This is a genomic window from Rhizobium favelukesii (assembly GCF_000577275.2).
Classification (GTDB): Bacteria; Pseudomonadota; Alphaproteobacteria; order Rhizobiales; family Rhizobiaceae; genus Rhizobium; species Rhizobium favelukesii.
In genome coordinates this window covers 1,261,920-1,279,334 of the sequence record NZ_HG916855.1, presented here as the reverse complement: position 1 = coordinate 1,279,334, position 17,415 = coordinate 1,261,920, and the positions used below count along the sequence as shown (strand labels likewise).

13 protein-coding genes and 1 pseudogene are annotated in these 17,415 nt (G+C 60.1%); 9 read left to right on the top strand and 5 right to left on the bottom strand.

The annotated features are described in order from the left end of the window. Position 1 precedes the first annotated feature (1 nt). A complete protein-coding gene (locus LPU83_RS69525; RefSeq protein WP_024315943.1) occupies positions 2 to 2,944 on the top strand; it encodes a PAS domain-containing sensor histidine kinase in 2,943 nt (980 codons plus the stop codon). 135 nt (positions 2,945 to 3,079) lie between these two features. Beyond that, positions 3,080 to 3,763 (top strand): response regulator transcription factor, encoded by a 684-nt coding sequence (locus tag LPU83_RS69520; RefSeq protein WP_024315942.1) that lies wholly within the window; start codon positions 3,080 to 3,082, stop codon positions 3,761 to 3,763. Between the two features lie 261 nt (positions 3,764 to 4,024). Here LPU83_RS69520 and LPU83_RS69515 read toward each other — a convergent pair whose 3' ends face one another. Next, positions 4,025 to 5,110 carry an NAD(P)H-dependent flavin oxidoreductase gene (locus LPU83_RS69515; protein ID WP_024315941.1) on the bottom strand — a complete coding sequence of 362 codons (1,086 nt, stop codon included), beginning with the start codon at positions 5,108 to 5,110 and terminating at the stop codon, positions 4,025 to 4,027. 287 nt (positions 5,111 to 5,397) lie between these two features. Between LPU83_RS69515 and LPU83_RS69510 the strand changes: the two genes are divergently transcribed. The 5 genes from LPU83_RS69510 (at position 5,398) to LPU83_RS69490 (ending at position 10,680) form a co-directional block, all read left to right on the top strand. Beyond that, complete coding sequence (locus LPU83_RS69510; RefSeq protein ID WP_024315940.1) at positions 5,398 to 6,123, top strand: SDR family NAD(P)-dependent oxidoreductase; 726 nt, start codon at positions 5,398 to 5,400, stop codon at positions 6,121 to 6,123. Further along, positions 6,117 to 6,587: a RidA family protein gene (locus LPU83_RS69505; protein WP_024315939.1), complete on the top strand. Its 471-nt coding sequence runs from the start codon at positions 6,117 to 6,119 to the stop codon at positions 6,585 to 6,587. Before LPU83_RS69510 ends, LPU83_RS69505 begins: the two co-directional genes overlap by 7 nt. 37 nt (positions 6,588 to 6,624) lie before the next feature. Continuing rightward, positions 6,625 to 7,611 (top strand): enoyl-CoA hydratase/isomerase family protein, encoded by a 987-nt coding sequence (locus LPU83_RS69500; protein WP_024315938.1) that lies wholly within the window; start codon positions 6,625 to 6,627, stop codon positions 7,609 to 7,611. A 155-nt stretch (positions 7,612 to 7,766) separates the two neighbouring features. Beyond that, positions 7,767 to 9,809, top strand: coding sequence for a GAF domain-containing sensor histidine kinase (locus LPU83_RS69495; RefSeq protein ID WP_024315937.1), 2,043 nt, complete (start codon positions 7,767 to 7,769; stop codon positions 9,807 to 9,809). A gap of 496 nt (positions 9,810 to 10,305) precedes the next feature. Next, the gene (locus tag LPU83_RS69490; RefSeq protein ID WP_024315936.1) at positions 10,306 to 10,680 is read left to right on the top strand and encodes a response regulator; all 375 of its coding nucleotides are present in this window, start codon (positions 10,306 to 10,308) and stop codon (positions 10,678 to 10,680) included. A 53-nt stretch (positions 10,681 to 10,733) separates the two neighbouring features. Here LPU83_RS69490 and LPU83_RS69485 read toward each other — a convergent pair whose 3' ends face one another. The 4 genes and pseudogenes from LPU83_RS69485 to LPU83_RS69470 form a co-directional block, all read right to left on the bottom strand. Next, positions 10,734 to 11,210: an adenylate/guanylate cyclase domain-containing protein gene (locus LPU83_RS69485; protein ID WP_082321389.1), complete on the bottom strand. Its 477-nt coding sequence runs from the start codon at positions 11,208 to 11,210 to the stop codon at positions 10,734 to 10,736. Between the two features lie 213 nt (positions 11,211 to 11,423). Continuing rightward, positions 11,424 to 11,549: pseudogene (locus LPU83_RS74940) on the bottom strand (VOC family protein); the annotation flags it as partial. Positions 11,550 to 11,564: 15 nt separating this feature from the next. Then, positions 11,565 to 12,161, bottom strand: coding sequence for a peroxiredoxin family protein (locus LPU83_RS69475; RefSeq protein ID WP_024315934.1), 597 nt, complete (start codon positions 12,159 to 12,161; stop codon positions 11,565 to 11,567). A gap of 44 nt (positions 12,162 to 12,205) precedes the next feature. Next, complete coding sequence (locus tag LPU83_RS69470) at positions 12,206 to 13,966, bottom strand: MOSC and FAD-binding oxidoreductase domain-containing protein (RefSeq protein WP_024315933.1); 1,761 nt, start codon at positions 13,964 to 13,966, stop codon at positions 12,206 to 12,208. Between the two features lie 603 nt (positions 13,967 to 14,569). Between LPU83_RS69470 and LPU83_RS69465 the strand changes: the two genes are divergently transcribed. Next, complete coding sequence (locus LPU83_RS69465) at positions 14,570 to 15,748, top strand: HlyD family secretion protein (RefSeq protein WP_029710150.1); 1,179 nt, start codon at positions 14,570 to 14,572, stop codon at positions 15,746 to 15,748. After that, on the top strand, positions 15,741 to 17,294 hold the full coding sequence (locus LPU83_RS69460; RefSeq protein WP_024315931.1) for an MFS transporter: 1,554 nt from the start codon (positions 15,741 to 15,743) through the stop codon (positions 17,292 to 17,294). Before LPU83_RS69465 ends, LPU83_RS69460 begins: the two co-directional genes overlap by 8 nt. Positions 17,295 to 17,415 lie beyond the last annotated feature (121 nt).

The window sequence follows — 17,415 nt, the reverse complement described above, 5'->3', positions numbered from 1 at the left end:
TATGAATCGCGCGATGACGCAATCGGATCCGTCCCGCCTTAGAGGCTGCCTCAACAACCTCATATCATTGGTCGCGCTGTCGGCGATGTGGGTGGGCGGTGATCTTTCCGAGATCGGGAGCCGGTTGATCGAAGCGTTGTCAGCCATGCTCGAAGTGGACTTCATCTTTTTGAAGATCGACGTATCCGCGGACCAGAGACTCGAGCTTTCACATTTCGCACAAGGCTTCGCCGCCGCAGGGCGACAAGAGATCCTTGAGTGTCTCATGGCGCTGTTCGGCGCGAATGTCGCCGACTGGCCGACCAAGAGCCGGTTCAGCTCCAACGGCACCACCTTTCACATTGCAAGCGCACAACTCGGCATGAGCAACCTCACTGGACTGCTGATCGCGGGATCGCGCGATCCTAGCTTTCCGAACGAGGAGCAGAGGCTCATCCTCAACGTCGCCTCCAATCATGCAGCCCTTGCCGCGCAAGAAGCTGCAAACCGAATTGCGGAAAGGAAGAAAGCAACCCTTCTGGAGCAGGAGGCAACCAAGCGAACGAGAGAGCTCGCGGTCTCGAACGATGCGCTGATGAGAGAAATCACCGACCGGCGGCGAGAAGAAGCGTTGCGCGACAGTGAACTGAACGCTCGTCTTCTCGTCGACAGCGTGCCGGGCCTTGTCGCTATATTGTCGCCGGCGGGCGACGTCCAGGCAGCCAACCGCCAGCTTCTAACGTATTGCGGCATCTCGATCGAGGAGTTCAACAACTGGGCCACGAACGGGTCGATCCATGAAGAGGATCTGCCGACAGTCGTGAGATTTTCGGAAGCGCTGGCGAGAGGCAAGTCGTTCGAGTACGAAGCGCGGGTCCGCAGGCACGACGGGGTCTACAGATGGTTCCATCTCCGCGGTCTTCCATTTCGCAACACGAACGCCGTCATCGTGCGATGGTACGTTTTCCTTGCCGACATCGAAGAGCGCAAGCAGGTCGAGGCGGCGCGGGAAAGAAACGAGCGCGACCTGTATCAGATCATAAATACGATCCCGGTCATGGCCTGGTCGGCAAAGCCCGATGGCACGATTGACTTCGTCAACCGACATATCCTGCAGTCCGTTGAAGTGCCGCCGGGAGCGGCAAAGGGCTGGGACTGGTTCCATGCCGTCCATCCTGAGGACGTCGAAAGCCTGGGGGCTGTCTGGCGCGAGCTGATGTCATCGCAGGTTCCTGGTCAGGTGGAGGCGCGGCTCAAGTGCCAGGATGGATCTTTCCGGTGGTTTCTTGTGCGCTTCAATCCATTGTTCGCGCAAGATGGCCGCCTGATGAAGTGGTACGGCACCAACACGGACATCCATGACAGCAGCGAGGCGAACCAGGACCTTCGCCGAAGCGAAGCCTTTCTCGCTCAGGGCCAGCGGCTGACGATGACTGGAAGCATCTGGTGGCGGCCTTTGACGGACGATATGTTCTGGTCGACGGAGGCGTTCCGTCTTTTTGAATACCGCCTCGATGAAAAACCAACGATCGAGCTGATGCTCTCTCGGTGCCATCCCGAGGACGTCGGGCAACTTCAATCGACCGTCGCACAACTCAATACCGTGGGATCGCCTGCCGATTTCGAATACCGCCTACGCATGGAAGACGGTCGCATCAAGCATTTGCACGCCGTCCTTCAAAACGTGGGAAGCGAGGCGGGAGACGCCGAGATATTCGGCGCGATAACCGATATTACGGAGCGCAAAATCGCCGAGGACAAGCTGCGTCACAGCGAAATGCTTCTGCTTGCCGGACAGAAGATGAGCCAGACCGGCACGTTCTCATGGTGGCTCGACAATGACAATGTGAGCGGTTCGGAAGAGTTTTATCGGATTTTCGAATTCGAACCAGGATCACCAACGACCTTGGAAAGGATCGCGAGCAGAATCCATCCGGCCGACCTGCCGCTGTTGAGGGAGAAAATCCAGGCGGCGAGAGATGGTCTCGACAATTCCGAATATCAAATCAGGCTCCTCTTCGAAAATGGGGCGATCAAGCATGTCCGCGGCATCAGCCGGATGGTCGAGCACAAGGACGGACGCATAGAGTGTATCGGTGCGACCCAGGACGTGACGCTGAGACAACTCGCGGAAGACGCCAGGGACAAGGGCCGGTCAGACCTATTCCATGTAACGCGGTCGATGAGCCTTGGAGAGATGGCGGCTTCCATCGCTCACGAGGTCAACCAGCCCCTGTCGGGAATCATGACCAATACGAATACTTGCCTGAGACTTCTATCTGCTGATCCCCCCAATCTACCTGTCGCCCTTAAGGCCGTTCAGCGCACCCTTCGCGATAGCCAGCGCGCGGCGGACGTCATTGCGCGGCTTCGCGCGCTATTCAAGAAAACAGCAACAGTTTGCGAGCCTCTCGATTTGAACGAAGCGGCCAAGCAGGTGATCACGCTTGTCGGAGCGGACTTCCAGCGAAGGAAGATCGTAGTACGCACCGAGATGGACGGCGACCTTCCCTTGATCGAGGGCGACCGGGTACAGCTACAACAGGTCGTTCTGAATTTGCTTCGCAATGCGGCGGACGCCATCGACGAAGGAGGAAGCGAGGTCAGGGAGATAGTGCTTCGCACTGGTCAAGAGGCTGATGGCGCTGTTCGCTTGACCGTTCAGGACACCGGCCGAGGTGTCGATCCTGAGAACATCGACATGCTGTTTCAGGCCTTTCATTCAACGAAACCGGAGGGCATGGGCATCGGGCTGTCGGTAAGCCGCTCGATCCTCGAGAGCCACAGAGGACGTATCTGGGCCGAAGGAAGGCACGAAGGTCCCGGCGCCTCCTTTGGCTTTTCGATTCCAAGACATGCGTCGAGCCGAGAAGCAGAGCTGACGGATACCAGGCCCGAGACAAAGAGTCGTTCCGACGTTTCGAAGGAGTACAGGTTCGATGAAGCGCTACGTGGCCGTGATTGACGACGACGTGTCGATGCGCGAGGCGCAATAGAGTGCCTCTTCAAACCGGTTAGCGACGCCGCGCTGTGGCGTGTGCTCGATCCAGCCTTTCAAGAAGAACCGCAAACCGATGGTCGAAGGAAGAAGGAGGATGCAATGTATAGTCTGATTTCAGCCACAAATGGCAGAACGTCGAGCTCAGCGGCTTCCGTCGCCGACATGCCCATCGTCTACGTTGTCGACGATGATGTTTCGATTCGCGAATCTCTTGAACTTCTTATTCGTTCCGCAGGTTTCGAGCCGATGCTCTTCGCCTCCGCCAGGGACTTTCTGTCCAGGTGGCACGATGATGGCCCAAGTTGCATGGTCCTGGACGTCAACCTGCCAGGCCTCGGCGGTCTCGATCTTCAACGCATGCTCACCTCGGGCGGCAACAGGATGCCGATCATATTCGTCTCCGGTTTTGGAGACGTGCCGATGACGGTGAAGGCTTTGAAGGGAGGAGCTTGCGATTTCCTGACGAAACCCATCGATAGCGTGGCGCTGCTCGATGCGATCCGGTCCGCCGTTGCCCGGAGCAAAATCATCCGGCGCGAGGACGAGGAGCTGACACGGCTGCAGCTATGCTACGGAGCTCTAAGCCGACGCGAGCGGGAGGTCATGGTCCGCGTCGTAACGGGACTGCTCAACAAGCAGGTGGCGTACGAATTGGATATCAGCGAGATCACGGTGAAGGCTCACCGCGGACAGGTGATGAGGAAGATGAACGCCCGAACTCTACCGGATCTCGTGAAGATGGCCGCCCTCCTCGGCCTCGGGGAAAGGAGCGGGCTGCACTAGGCACGCCCGTGCGCCCTTCTCCCGGAGCTTCGACGCCGATTTTCGGCTTCCTGCGGCTGGAAACATTGCGACCATGGCCCCTTATATCGCTGCCCCGACGACGAGGGTGCTCGCAATGCCAAGCGCCGGATCGAAGCCTGCGTTCGCGCTGACGACGTGGTTCAAGATCAGACCTGACGACGACGGTGAGCAGTCCCGATGGAAGCGATCGACTTGTGGAGGGTCTCCACCGCAAGTCGGCACAATGATCGCGTTCGCGGATCAAGCTGTCTTTCGACCCTCGATGACGGCGAGAGCATCCTCGTAAAGCGTCCGGGTCAGGTCGGCCGCGCCCATCCTTGGCGCCAGCCTGGCGGCCTGTCCCGACCATAGATTCGTAAAGTCGTTCCGGGACACCGCCTCGGCCTTGGCCCGGAGAGGCGCAAGGGCGGCCCCAGCAGTCGGAAATGCAGGGGCGCTGTCCAACATCGGGCCGAGATCGCGCATGATGCGGTTGACGACCCCTCTGGCGGGTCGGCCGGTGAAAACGTTCGTGATCGCGGTGCTGTCGTCCCCCGCGCTTGCGAGCGCCTCCGCATGAACCGCGGGGATCTTTGATTCTGGGCAGAACAGGTAGGCCGTCCCGACCTGGACGGCAGAGGCTCCGAGCATGAGGGCAGCCGCCACCCCTCGCCCGTCGGCGATGCCGCCCGCGGCAATGACGGGGATATTCAAGGCGTCGACGACCTGGGGAACAAGCGCCAACGTTCCGACCTGCCTCGACATGTCATGCGTCAGGAAGTTGCCGCGGTGCCCGCCAGCCTCGAAGCCCATCGCAATGACCGCGTCGGCGCCGTTCGCCTCCAGCCAGACGGCTTCCGCGACGGTGGTCGCGGAGGATACAATCTTCGCGCCGGTCGCCTTCACACGCTCGACGAGCGTCTTCTCGGGCAGCCCGAAATGGAAGCTGACGACCTCTGGCCTGAACTCCTCCACCACCTCGCAGAAGGCGGCGTCAAAGGGAGCGCGTCCTGCCCCTGCGACGGGAGCTGCGGGATCGAGATCGAACTCGACATGGTATGGTGCAAGCGACGCCCTCCATCGCATCTGAGCGACCGGATCGGCCGATGGCGTGACGTGCGCGAAAAAGTTCACGTTCACCGGCGCCTTTGTCGACGCGCGAATCCCGGTCAACGCCTCCTTCAGTTGATCGACACTCAGTTGCGCGCTCGGGAGCGAACCCAGCCCGCCGGCCTGCGCAGCGGCAACGACCATCTCGACCGTCGTCGCGCCGGCCATGGGCGCCTGGATGATGGGAAGCTTGATGCCGAACAGGTCGAGAATACGTCGGTCGGGCCAGCGTGCCATATCGGTATCCCTTTCATGCATGATGGGCGACCGTCTTACATCCGCAGACCTCTCGGGTCTATTGCACCTTGGTTGCCTTGCCCGCCGATCCAAAGGTATCGGCGACACCTTCGTACAATAGCCGCGAACGGCGTTTCGCGCGATGGTTTCGGCGGAACGGAGGATGGAAACGTCGCCTGTTTCCCGGCCAAGGGCCGGCACCACCATAGAAACGTCGCGATTGAAACGGCGCCCGCGACCATAGCCGTCGGTGACGAGCTATCGCGCCCGTGAGAACGGAGGCGGCAATGAGCATGCATAAGACAGTCGTGATTACAGGTGCCTCCCAAGGGATCGGCGCCGGCCTCGTCAAGACCTTTCTCGACAAGGGTTACAACGTCGTGGGGACATCGCGGCGCATCAGCGAGACGACGCTTTTCGACCGCACAAGTCGGCTGGAACTGATAGATGGCGACGTCGGCGACCCCGATACCGCCGAGCGCGTCGCACAGCGGGCCGTCGAGCAGTTCGGTTCGATCGATGCGCTCGTCAACAACGCTGGGGTCTTCGTCACGAAGCCGTTCCTCGACTACACGATCGATGAGTTCCGGCGCCTTTCCGCGACGAACGTCGAAGGATTCATTCACTTCACCCAACACGCCGTCAGGCAGATGCTGCGTCAGAGGTCCGGTGGAAGCGTTGTCACCATCACGTCGTCGCTGACGGACCACCCGATCACCGGCGTGACGGCATCGTTGCCCATGATCACGAAGGGCGGCCTCAACGCGATCACCAAGAGCCTGGCGCTGGAATTTGCCAAGGACAACATCCGCGTGAATGCAGTGTCGCCCGGCGTCGTCGACACCCCGCTGCATGCGAAGAACCCCAGAGACTATCTCAAATCCCTTTCTCCGATGGGAACGATCACGGCCGTCCAGGAAATCGTCGACGGCGTCGTGTATCTGACCGAGGCCGCAAATATCACCGGGGAGGTGCTGCACGTCGACAACGGAGCACATCTCGGAAAATGGTAGCCCGAAACGCGGAGGCGCGCCTGCAGGAGCTGGCGATCGTCCTCCCGCCTCCCCCGACACCGTTCGGCGCATATGTGGAGGCTATCCAATGCGGCTCGCTGCTTTTCTTAAGTGGCATGCTGCCGGTAGTCGGACACGATCCGATCTTTTTGGGGCGGGTCGGCGAGGAGCTGGCGGTGCTCCAAGGCTACGATGCTGCGCGTACGGCTTGCCTCAGTGGTCTGGCGGCCGCCAGGTCGCATCTCGGCTCGCTGAACAGGATACGGTCCATCGCCAAGCTCGGCGTCTACATCGCAGCGCCCGGTGACTTCCGCGAACATCCGAAGGTCGCGGATGGTGCGTCCGAACTGCTCCGCGATGTCTTCGGTGCAGAAAGGGTCCCACCACGCGTCGTCCTCGGCGTCTCCAGCATACCGCTGGGGATGCCTGTCGAGATCGAACTCGTCCTCGAGATCGAACCCTAGCGAACATTCGCTCCCAACCCTCAAGATGGAGGCAGTCATGAAGATCAGACATGATGAACTCGGCGTCGTTGCCGCTTCCTCGACGTTTCTGAGCGCGGCGGCTTTGCTGATGCTCCCGGCGCTTGCTCTTTCCGGCCAGACGGCGGTTGCAGACAAGGCCGACCGCCCGGCCGAAACGAAGTCCCAGCCTGGAAGCGAGCATGCGCAGATCAGGGTTCAGAAAAGGACGCCCGCCTACTGGCGCGTCACCTTCGACAATCCACCTTTCAACATTTTCGGGCCGGAAACCATTCCTCAGATGGAAAAGGTGGTCGCCGACATCGAAACCGATCCCAACCTCAAGGTCGTCGTGTTCGACAGCGCCGTGCCCGGCTTCTTCCTGACCCACTACAACTTCACGCCACCGCTCTCCGAGTCCACCAGCCTCCCTTCGGGGCGAACGGGGCTTCATCCCCTTCCTGACATGTTGGTGCGCATCAGCAAGGCGCCGGTTGTGTCCATCGCTCTGATTCGGGGCCGGGCGACAGGCGTCGGTAGCGAGCTTGCCCTGGCGAGCGACATGCGGTTCGCGAGCCGCGAGAAGGCTATCCTGTCGCAATGGGAGGTCGGCGCCGGCTTCGTTCCGGGCGGCGGTCCGATGGCCCGGCTTCCGAGGCTGATGGGACGCGGTCGTGCCCTCGAAGTGCTGCTCGGATCCGACGACATCAACGGCGATCTGGCGGAAGAGTACGGCTACGTCAATCGTTCGTTTCCTGACGCCAAGCTCGACGCGTTCGTCGACGCCCTTGCTACCCGGATCTCCGGCTTCGACCGCCAGGCAATCGCCGACACGAAGCGGCTGGTCGACTTCGCAAGCTTGCCGTCCGATCCCGAGATCGGAGCCGGGTGGGACGCTTTCATCACTGCCGTACAGCGGCCCGTCGCGCAGGAAAACATGGGAAAGCTGATGAAAATGGGCCTGCAGACAAACACCGACATCGAAGCGAGACTGGGCCATTACACGCAGACCTTGGCCAAGAACTAGGCCATGGCGGTGCGCCCGCGCGCATCCTCGGCAGGTCGCGCGGACGCCTTTTCTTCGATCGCTGACAAGAGGTCTCGGAGAGGAACATCCGCCAAACTGACAACGTGTTGAGCGCCGTCTTTCAATGACGCAGTCCTGCTTGTAGGGAGTGACACATGCGCGAAGATGCTGCCGCTGACGACCGAGCGCCGGCTGAGCGCACGCTCACGAACGCAGAGCGCGATCTGCAGCTCATGATAGATTCGATCCCTGCTCTTGCCTGGTCGGCGCTGCCCGACGGCACTGTCGACTTCTTCAATAGCCATTACTTGGATTATGTGGGCCTTTCACCGGTCCAGATGCGTGACCGGCAATGGAAAAGCGTCGTCCACCCCGACGATCTCGAAGTTGTCGATGCGGCCTGGAAGAGCTTGTCGGCGGCGCAGTCGGACGGCGAGATCGAGGCGCGACTTCTCCGCCACGATGGACAGTACCGATGGTTCTCCTTCCGCACCAATCCGCTTCTCGACAACTCCGGTGCCGTCGTTCGATGGTACGGGATCAACATCGACATTGAGGACCGAAAATGCGCCACGCGGCTTCTAGCGGGAGAGCGGCGGCTCCTTGAGATGATCGCCTGGGGGCGGCCGCTAAGGGACGTCCTGGAAGCGCTCTGCAAAGTCGTCGAGGAAGCTGCGCCGGAATGCTATTGCGATATTCATGCGATCGACTTGACGAAGAGCCTGATCGAATACAGCGTCGCTCCGTCGCTACCTCACAGCTACACAGACCCGATCGCCGGCACTCCGCTGGACGGCACCAAGCTTCCCTGCGGCATCGCGGTCAGCCAGAAGGCGCAGGTCATAGCGGAAGACATGGAGTCGGACCCTCGCTGGTACCACTCTCCAGTTCGCATCCACGTCCTGAGACACGGACTGCGAGCCGTCTGGAGCACGCCGATATGTTCCAAGGACGGCGTGGTCTTGGGGACGTTGTGCATCGTTCAGCGGCAGTCCAGCCGCCCTTCGGGGCACCATCAGGACGTCATAAGCAGAGCGACGAACATCGCCAGCATCGCCATTGAACGCCTTCGGGCTGAAGACGAACTGCGCCGAAGGGAACACTACCTCAAGGCAGGCGAGCGAACGAGCCTGACTGGTTCGTTCACCTGGGACATGAACACCGACAAGATCGAATTCTCGGACCAGCTTCGACATATCTACGAATTGAACGACGATGCGGACATCACCGCCGACAACGTTCGAAAGCGAATTCATCCGGATGACGAGTGTGTCCTGAACGAGCAGATTGCGCAGATCAGGAGAGGTTGCACTGATATCGAGTTCGAAGTTCGTCTCGTGATGCCGGACGGGCGCATCAAATTCACACATGCGTTCGCCAGCGTCTTCCAACATCCAGACGGCGGACTTGAGTGCATTGGAGCAGTTCAAGACGTAACCCGGCGTCGAACCGCCGAGGATGCGCTCGCCAATGCCCGCGCCGAACTGACGCACGTGACGCGCGTGATGAGCCTGGGCGCATTGACGGCCGCAATCGCGCACGAGGTCAACCAGCCGCTATCCGGGATCGTCACCAACGCCAGCACATGCCTGCGCATGCTCGCCGCCAATCCACCGGATATCGAAGGTGCAAGAGAAACCGCTCGCCGCTCGTTGCGGGACGGTAATCGCGCGTCGGAGGTTATCACCCGTCTGCGCGGCCTGGTGCAGAAGAAGGATCGCGCCGTCGAACACGTCGATCTCAACGAGCTATCGCGAGAGGTCCTGGCCCTCGCCGCGCCGGAACTGCAGCGGCGGGGGATCGTCGCGCAGTCGAGCTTCGACATCGATCTGAAGCCGATCTTGGGCGATCGAGTTCAACTCCTCCAGGTCGTACTCAACCTGATCCTGAATGCGGCAGACGCACTGGTTCCTGTCAAGGAGCGGCCCCGCAGGATCCAGTTGAGGACGTCGCAGGACGTCGCCGGGCGAGTTCGACTGACGGTCAGCGACACGGGCCAGGGCGTGGAACCGACGGACATCGAGAAAATATTCGACGCCTTCTACACAACCAAGCCCGATGGCATGGGGATTGGCCTTTCTGTCAGCCGGTCGATCCTCGAACGCCACAATGGAAGGCTTTTCGTCGACACCCACGAAGGACCGGGCGCCTCGTTCTCGTTTTCCATTCCGATCGCCGACACGAACGATGTCGGATGAGGATCTGGCCAAAGCGTGGTTCAGGAATGACGGCACCGCAAGCCCGTACATCGGTGTCGTACCGTTGAACCGATTGGAATGGTCATAGGGATCGGACGCGGAAGGCTCGAACTCTATTGGACGAAGTTATCGCCGTTGGCTTTTTCGGGAAGTCCCACCAGACTGCCTGGTCGCATCGGTACGCGGTTTGCATGGTCGCCGAACAGACGGGCGCGCCGCTGCCGATGTAGAGTATCCATATCCTCGCGGTGCAAACTGCCGTCGGCGAAACCGTCTACGACAGAGTGCAATTCAAGACACCCTTCAAAAACAACACCTTCGCATAATATACCTGAGGTTGTCGCTCGTTTATACTGCCGGCGAGGAGATGACCCACGCGGCGAGACCGAGCACCGATCCGTTTGGATGACTCCTCGTGCGACGATAGCGGGCCGCCAGAGTCTTTCGTTATTGCGAAGGATTGCGTTTTGGAAATCTGAACACCTCGGAGGCATCCATGGCAGACGGACGCCCGTTGATATCGGTTGTCGATGACGACGAATCGGTACGCGAGTCGCTTCCAGACCTTTTGAAGTCATTTGGCTACGACGTGGATGCGTTCGCGTCCGCGGAGATGTTTCTTCGTTCTACGCGGCTGCGGGATACCCGATGCCTCGTTCTCGACATCGCGATGCCGGGCATGACCGGCCCCGAGCTCCAGCACGAATTGGCGGCGAGCGGCAAGTCCATTCCCATCGTGTTTATCACGGGGGTCGAAGACGAAGCGGCACGCGTCCGACTTATGCAGCAAGGCGCGGTTGACTGCTTGTTCAAGCCCTTCAGCGACGATGCGCTGCACCAGGCCGTGAAGTTGGCGCTCGGTCTAGGCTGACCTCGTTAGCGACGTTCGGCATATGACGCCGTACCCCTGAAGCAAGCTATTTCTCAACGGGCAGCGCAGGGCAGCGTGCCTGTTCGCGCTGTAGGCTTGTCGCTCATTTTGGCAACCCTGCCTTGGTCGACATGCTCATGGACCGTATGGCTGATGAGGACGCTTCCCGGTTCGGCCATGGCCTCCAGTCGTGCCGCAATATTGACGCAGTCCCCGAACACGTCCTCATAGTCAGTCAGGATGTCACCGAGATTGATGCCAGCGCGAAAAGCCGGTCGTAAATCATCGGCGACACCTTCGTTCCGATCCGCTATCGCCTGCTGGAAATCGACGGCGCAACGAACCGCTTCGATGGCGCTGGCAAATTCCGCCAGGAGCCCGTCGCCTGCTGTCTTGACTATGCGTCCTTTGTGTATTCCCACCGCTGGCCGAACGACGTCCCGCAAGACCAGTTGCAACCGCGCGTGAGTTCCCTCCTCGTCCCGCTCCATCAAGCGACTGTAACCTGCGACATCAGCCGCAAGTATCACTGCCAGCTTCCTCTCGGGTCCGGCAGAAACCAAGATTTGGTCGTCATCGTCCGGCATTCGGTAAGGTTACGCCGCACGAAATGTGCCTTCAAGCAAGAATGTCCGCTGCCGCTAGGGGCCAACAGAAGGGACTACCGGCGTCCCGGCTTAGTGGTGGATCAGGTCGGAACACGTGCGCGCTTCGGTATCCGACACAAGATGCAGGCGCTAGGTCGATCCAGGTCTGGCCACCGTGACGTTATTCCCGAACGTCACGGAGAACTCGGGTCCCGGCGGCGTGAACTGGATCACACGATAGTCGTCGCCCTGGAAGTCGATGTCCAATCTCCAGCCCAGCCTGCCGCTGCGCCCATATCAGATCTCCTCTCCGAGCGTTTCTGAGAAGGTTTTGCCGTATGGGAAGAAGAGCTCCTTGTGTCCCTGTTGCCACGCAGACCGCAGCTCTGGCTGCGTAATGTCCCAGTCCGGCATGCATTTCTTGCAGACGGCACGCAGATCCTGCCGGAGATCTTCCACAGTTGGCCGACCGAAGAACCAGTACCCGTTGTAGATCTTGTAGACGACGAGTCGCGGTTCCAGGACGATGACATGGGGGATCATGGGATTGTGTACCGGATCGGTATACTCCGCGATGTCCAGGTCCTTCTGTACCGTGCGCCTCGGATCGGACAGAAATGGCCAATGCGCCCCAACACCGCTGCGAAACTCGTGCGTCTCAGCGATGGTGTCGGTGCTGATCGTGACCAATCTGCAATACGCCACTTCCATTTCCCGATGGAGTTGCAGCAGACCTTCGGCCTGGCGACGGTCCTTTGGACAGAAACTGCCGCGGCTAAGGACCAGCACCATTGGCTGCCATCCCTGAAGGTCGGAGAGCTTTCGACGTTTGCCGGCATGATCGCTCAGCTCGTAATCTGGAAAGACGGCCCCTGGTACGATGTCCGATCTCATTTGAAGTCCTCCGTTTCTTGCGCTCTGATGGCCGTCGCAGGCCGCTACAAATCGATCACGATGTCACCTGTGGGCTGCGAGCAGCAGAGCAGCACGTTGCCATCTGCTGCGGCATCGATTGGGCTTGGCTCATAGGAGACTGATCCGGAAACAATTCCGGTTTCACAGGTGTGACAGACGCCGGTCCGACACGACCACCGCGCCGGCACGTCACATGCCTCCGCCAGTTCAAGCAGGCTGTGGTACTTCAAGTTCCATCGGACATTGAGGCCGCTGCGGGCAAACGAAACCAACACCCCCGAGCCCGCCGTGCCCTCCGGTGCATGCGGCGGTCGGCGCGGCGAAGCTGCAATGCCCGGCGTGATGGACGAACCCGCACCGAACATTTCGGTATGGATGCGGCTCGGCTCGACCCCCAGCCTCACAAGGCCGGCGGTGAGACCGCTCATGAATTTTGACGGTCCGCAGAGATAGAAGTCGCCGTCGCGTGGAAAGTCCAGCTTCTCCAGCGTTGCCACATCCAAACGGCAGTGGGCGTCGAAATCGATACCTGGCCGATCGGATGCATCGGGTGAGCTGTAACATATCTGGCTTCGAGCATTCGGCAGCGATCTAAGAAGCCCTCGCACCTCTTCTGCGAACGGATGTTCCCGACTGTTACGGGCTCCGTAAAGCCACCAGGTTTTTCTCTTCGACTGTTCGTCCGCCAAGGCATGAAGCATGGAGAGTACCGGCGTCACTCCGATCCCGGCGCTTAGCATGACAACGGGCGTTTCACCCGGCAATAATGTGAAGCTGCCGCGCGGGGCACTTGCCTGCACGATGTCGCCAACGTTCAGTTCTTCGCTGACGTAACTGCTGGCCGCGCCATGAAGCTCGCGCTTGATGCTTACTCGGTAGTGTCTGGCCTTGGGCTCACCCGATAGCGAATAGCTGCGCAGAAGACGTGCGGCAGACGGCGGCTTCAGCTCCAGCACGACAAACTGCCCCGGCAAGAAATCGGCAAGCGGCTTTCCATCCGTCGGTTCGAGTTCAAGAGACATGACGCGATCGCTCTCGGGCGCCTTGCGCAACACGCGAAACGGACGAAAGCCATGCCACGCCGGACCGGGGCGGGACAGCCCGGTCAATCCGGCATTTCCCGTCGACGGCCCATCCTCACCCGATTGCAATAACAGCGCTTCGAATGAGCTGCGCCAGCCTGCGCTCAACGCCGGGATCGCGAGTGCACGCTTCAGTCGATCACGGGGATGGCCTGGCTTGTAAAGCAGGGCATTGATTTCGGACACGGTCATGCCCTCCTTCCCGGACGCCGTCTGTATGACGTCATCGCCCGCCTGGACCGCTCCTTCCTCCAACACGCGGAGATAGAAGCCTGGTCTTCCGTGTGCGACCAGCAGCGCCGCCATCTCAGGGACGCCCATCCTTATCCCCAGCCGGTAGCAGGTGACGCGGGGTTGGGTCACCTCGAAGAGGGCGCCGCCGATGCGATAACGGTCTCCGATGCAGACCTCCGCGTCCGGCAAGCCGTCCACGGTAAAATTTTCCCCGAACTGCCCACAAACGAAGTCGCTCCGGCCGAGGTGGCTTTCCCAATACCGGTAGGAATCAATCTGGTAGACGAACACCGCGCGGTGCTCGCCGCCATGTCCAGCGAGGTCCGCCTGCCCGTCGCCGTCTATGTTCAGTCGACGAACCATGCGGGGACCATCCACCGGACTTTTCCAAATGGCGGTGTTCACGGTCCTGCCCTGCCATTCGACGTCGCGCGGCAGGCCAACATTGACCGAAAGTAGACGAACCATCACACGCTCTCCGAAGCTCTTCGCGACGCCTCAATGGATATGGAGACGTCGTTGCGAAAGGATAGTCACGATCCTTGGGTCGACGGGCCAGCTTTCAACAGCCATTCCGCCTCCATCCAGACCGCGTTCTTGGAATACAGAACAACTGAAGCCGCTTTCGATCCATTATACGATGGTGTCGCCGATACTTTCGGTGGGGTGCCTTCGCCCCTCCGATGCTGATTTCATCTGCTTGCCAACTCCCAGGTCGCGGGATGCTGAGGACCTGGACAACTCCGTTTTTTTACAAACACCTCTTGATAGAACGATACGTATCGTTTATATGAGCTGCAACAACCTTGATGGACCGGTTGAGACGGTTTTGTGGGATTTCCACTCCCGCCACTTTGAGGCCACCGGGTGATCGGTGAGCTGATCCTCCTGGCGGAAAGATGCGGAGGCGGGTCGGACGGCTTCGCTCTGTCCAAATCACGAAGCAACGAACTGGCGAGCCGCATCTGCTGCGTAATCCTGAAAGCCTGCGCAGCCCGCCATGTGAGCGAAGCAGCCCGTGGACGATTCGTTGAACAGCGGACCTCGGGTCCTATGAAACGGATGAAGAAAATGGCCTGGTTGCGAAACAAGAACCAAGTAAACGAACAATCTGGAACCAACGTTACGGCTTTGGTGCCGGGCGCCAAGGAAAACGTGGCCGCGCCTGCTCCCTCCCCCGCGGTTTTGCCAAATAGGGCGTCAGCGGCGTCATTCATAGCGCCGGTGTCTGCAATTGCCGTCGCGCTTGCAGCGGTGGTTGGAGCCGGGGCGAACTGGAATTCGTGGGTCGCCAGCCGAACGGTCCAGTCGACGGACGATGCCGCGGTGTATGCGGACGTTTCCTCCATCAGTGCCCGCGTAAGCGGTACCATCGACCTGGTCTCGGTTCACGATTACGCCCACGTCAAGGCAGGTGACCTGCTGTTCTCGATCGATCGCAAGCCATACGAAGTTGCGCTTCGAGCCGCAAAAGCGAAGATCGAGGCTGCTCGGGCTCAACTGGAGGACAACGACAGCCAGCGCACGTTCCAACTTACCCAGATCGATGTGGCGGCCGCTCAGCAGCTGGCTTCCGCCGCCGACGAGATCCAGGCAAGCAAGGAGTTGGAGCGCCAGACCAGACTTGGTCTCGACGGTAGAGCGAGCTCGATCCAAACCCTTGAAAAGGCCACGGCGGCTCACGAGCGGGCACTGGCCAATTCAAAGATGACGGAAGCGACGGTCGTTGCTCAGCGCGTGAAACTCGACGTGCTCTCCAAGCAGCGGGATGTCCTGAAGGCAAATGTCGACACGGCCGCCGCAGACGTAGCCGCGCGCGAACTTGAGCTGAGTTACGCAAATGTACGCGCGCCAGTCGACGGCGTCGTTGCCAAACGGAACGTACAGCTTGGGAACTACGTCAGCGCAGGCACGAGCCTGATCTCGATCGTCCCGCTTCCTCGGGTGTACATCCTGGCGAACTACAAGGAAAACCAGTTGGCCTCGGTTCGCGAAGGACAACCGGTCGACATTTCCGTCGATCTGCTGCCTGGAGAGAGCCTTCATGGGACGGTTGCCAATATCTCGCCCGCGAGCGGGTCGACGTTCGCGCTGCTGCCACCTGACAATGCGAGCGGAAACTTCACCAAGGTCGCTCAACGTTTGACGGTGCGCATCGAACTCGAACCCAACCAACCGAACTTTGATCGTTTGCGCCCTGGCATGTCGGTCATAACCCATATCACCACAAAGGCCGAGCATCATGCCTAAGATGGTTCATCCGAGCGACCGTCCCCGTCAGGGGTTCGTCGCAGTCGCCGTAGTCATGGCCTCCATATTGACCGCCTTTGACGTCCGCACCGCTAGCATTGGGCTGGCGGATCTGCGCGGAGCCTTCGGCTTGAGCTTCGACGAGGGCGCGTGGTTGAGCACCTTCGCCACGGCGCCACAGATTCTTGCTGCTCCATGCGTCGGTTGGTTGATCGCCGTCTTTGGCGTGAAGAGAGTGATGATCGGGCCGACTATCCTCTATTCGGCGATATCCATCCTCATTCCATTCTTTAGCAACTTCGAATCCTTGGTTGCGCTGCACGCGGTCAGAGCGGTGTTGCTGGGTCTATTCGTCGGAGCAACGCTTATGACGGCCTTTCGCAACCTCGACCGGAAATACTGGATCTTCGCGCTTGCCTTCTACGTCTTGAGAATCCCGTTCGCGCAGAATCTCGGTCTGTACACCGCCGGGAGCTACACCCAGACGATAGGGTGGCAATGGCTGTACTGGCAGGGCGCCATCGTTGCGCCGGTAATCGGCGTTCTCTTCTGGTGCGGCGGCAAACCGACGGGGGTCGATCGGGAGCTGCTCAAGCGCGCCGATTGGGGCGGAATGGCCATCTTTGGCGTGGCTTTGACGACGCTTTATTTCGCGCTGGATCAGGGCAATCGTCTGGATTGGTTTCGCTCCGGCCTCGTCGTGTCGCTCCTTGGCGCGACAGGGTTTCTCGTATGCGTCTTTTTGTGGCACGAGTTTCGCGTCAAAGAGCCCTGGGCGCACATTTCGATACTGTTCTCGAGAAACATCGCGTTGGGTTTCGCCGCCATTGGCTGCTTCATGACCGCAAGTCTCGGAAGCTCCCTGCTGGAGCCGAACTTCCTGATTTCGGTGGCACGCCTGCGTCCGGAGCAGATCGGCGACTTCGGTGCCCCTTACGCGATCCTCCTGCTCGTAGGCGCGACCGTCACTGCCGTCGCCCTTGTCCGGACGGTCAAGCAGCGGGCCACGTTGACGATAGGTTTCAGCTGTTTTGCTCTGTCGGCGTGGCTTGGCACGCAGTTGACCAGCGTGTGGTCGCTGCCGGAGTTCAGGCTGATCGTGATCTTGCAAACCTTCGGCGAGGAAATCGTGTTCCTGGCAGCCGTCGCAACATTGTTCAGCAATGTAAACCCGGCTCGTGCGATATCGCTGACCGCCTACGTACAGGTCATGCGGCTGATATGCTCGGAAACCGTCGCGACCACGATGGCGACGTGGATACGTCAGCGCGAACAACTGCATTCATACCTCATCGGCCTGCATGTCACCGGCGCGACGCCGGGATGGAATTCGATCCTGGGCCAACTGGGCTCGGGTTCGACGGCTGGCGGGTCGCAGGCGGACACGCTGAAGCGGGGCATCGGCGTGCTGGCGGGCATCGTGCAAAGGGAAGCGAACGTACAGGCTTACATCGATGGTTTCTGGATCACGTTCGTAGCGGCGATTGCCGGGTTGATTGTCGTCTCGCTCATGGCCCCCTCTCCGGCGCATCCGCTGACGACGTGACACCAAGGTACAATAGGCCGGGACAGCATCCTGTTTTAAAAAGGAAGGATACTATGACGTCAACGCAGTTGGTTTGGCTTGTGCGCGCCAAGGAACGGTCGCGCCCGTGCATCTTTTTGCT

What these genes read in the sequence shown, in the direction of transcription:
- LPU83_RS69525 (WP_024315943.1), top strand. Translation starts at nt 2, where the DNA reads ATGAATCGCGCGATGACGCAATCGGATCCGTCCCGCCTTAGAGGCTGC.
- LPU83_RS69520 (WP_024315942.1), top strand. Translation starts at nt 3,080, where the DNA reads ATGTATAGTCTGATTTCAGCCACAAATGGCAGAACGTCGAGCTCAGCG.
- LPU83_RS69515 (WP_024315941.1), bottom strand. Translation starts at nt 5,110, where the DNA reads ATGGCACGCTGGCCCGACCGACGTATTCTCGACCTGTTCGGCATCAAG.
- LPU83_RS69510 (WP_024315940.1), top strand. Translation starts at nt 5,398, where the DNA reads ATGAGCATGCATAAGACAGTCGTGATTACAGGTGCCTCCCAAGGGATC.
- LPU83_RS69505 (WP_024315939.1), top strand. Translation starts at nt 6,117, where the DNA reads ATGGTAGCCCGAAACGCGGAGGCGCGCCTGCAGGAGCTGGCGATCGTC.
- LPU83_RS69500 (WP_024315938.1), top strand. Translation starts at nt 6,625, where the DNA reads ATGAAGATCAGACATGATGAACTCGGCGTCGTTGCCGCTTCCTCGACG.
- LPU83_RS69495 (WP_024315937.1), top strand. Translation starts at nt 7,767, where the DNA reads ATGCGCGAAGATGCTGCCGCTGACGACCGAGCGCCGGCTGAGCGCACG.
- LPU83_RS69490 (WP_024315936.1), top strand. Translation starts at nt 10,306, where the DNA reads ATGGCAGACGGACGCCCGTTGATATCGGTTGTCGATGACGACGAATCG.
- LPU83_RS69475 (WP_024315934.1), bottom strand. Translation starts at nt 12,161, where the DNA reads ATGAGATCGGACATCGTACCAGGGGCCGTCTTTCCAGATTACGAGCTG.
- LPU83_RS69470 (WP_024315933.1), bottom strand. Translation starts at nt 13,966, where the DNA reads ATGGTTCGTCTACTTTCGGTCAATGTTGGCCTGCCGCGCGACGTCGAA.
- LPU83_RS69465 (WP_029710150.1), top strand. Translation starts at nt 14,570, where the DNA reads ATGGCCTGGTTGCGAAACAAGAACCAAGTAAACGAACAATCTGGAACC.
- LPU83_RS69460 (WP_024315931.1), top strand. Translation starts at nt 15,741, where the DNA reads ATGCCTAAGATGGTTCATCCGAGCGACCGTCCCCGTCAGGGGTTCGTC.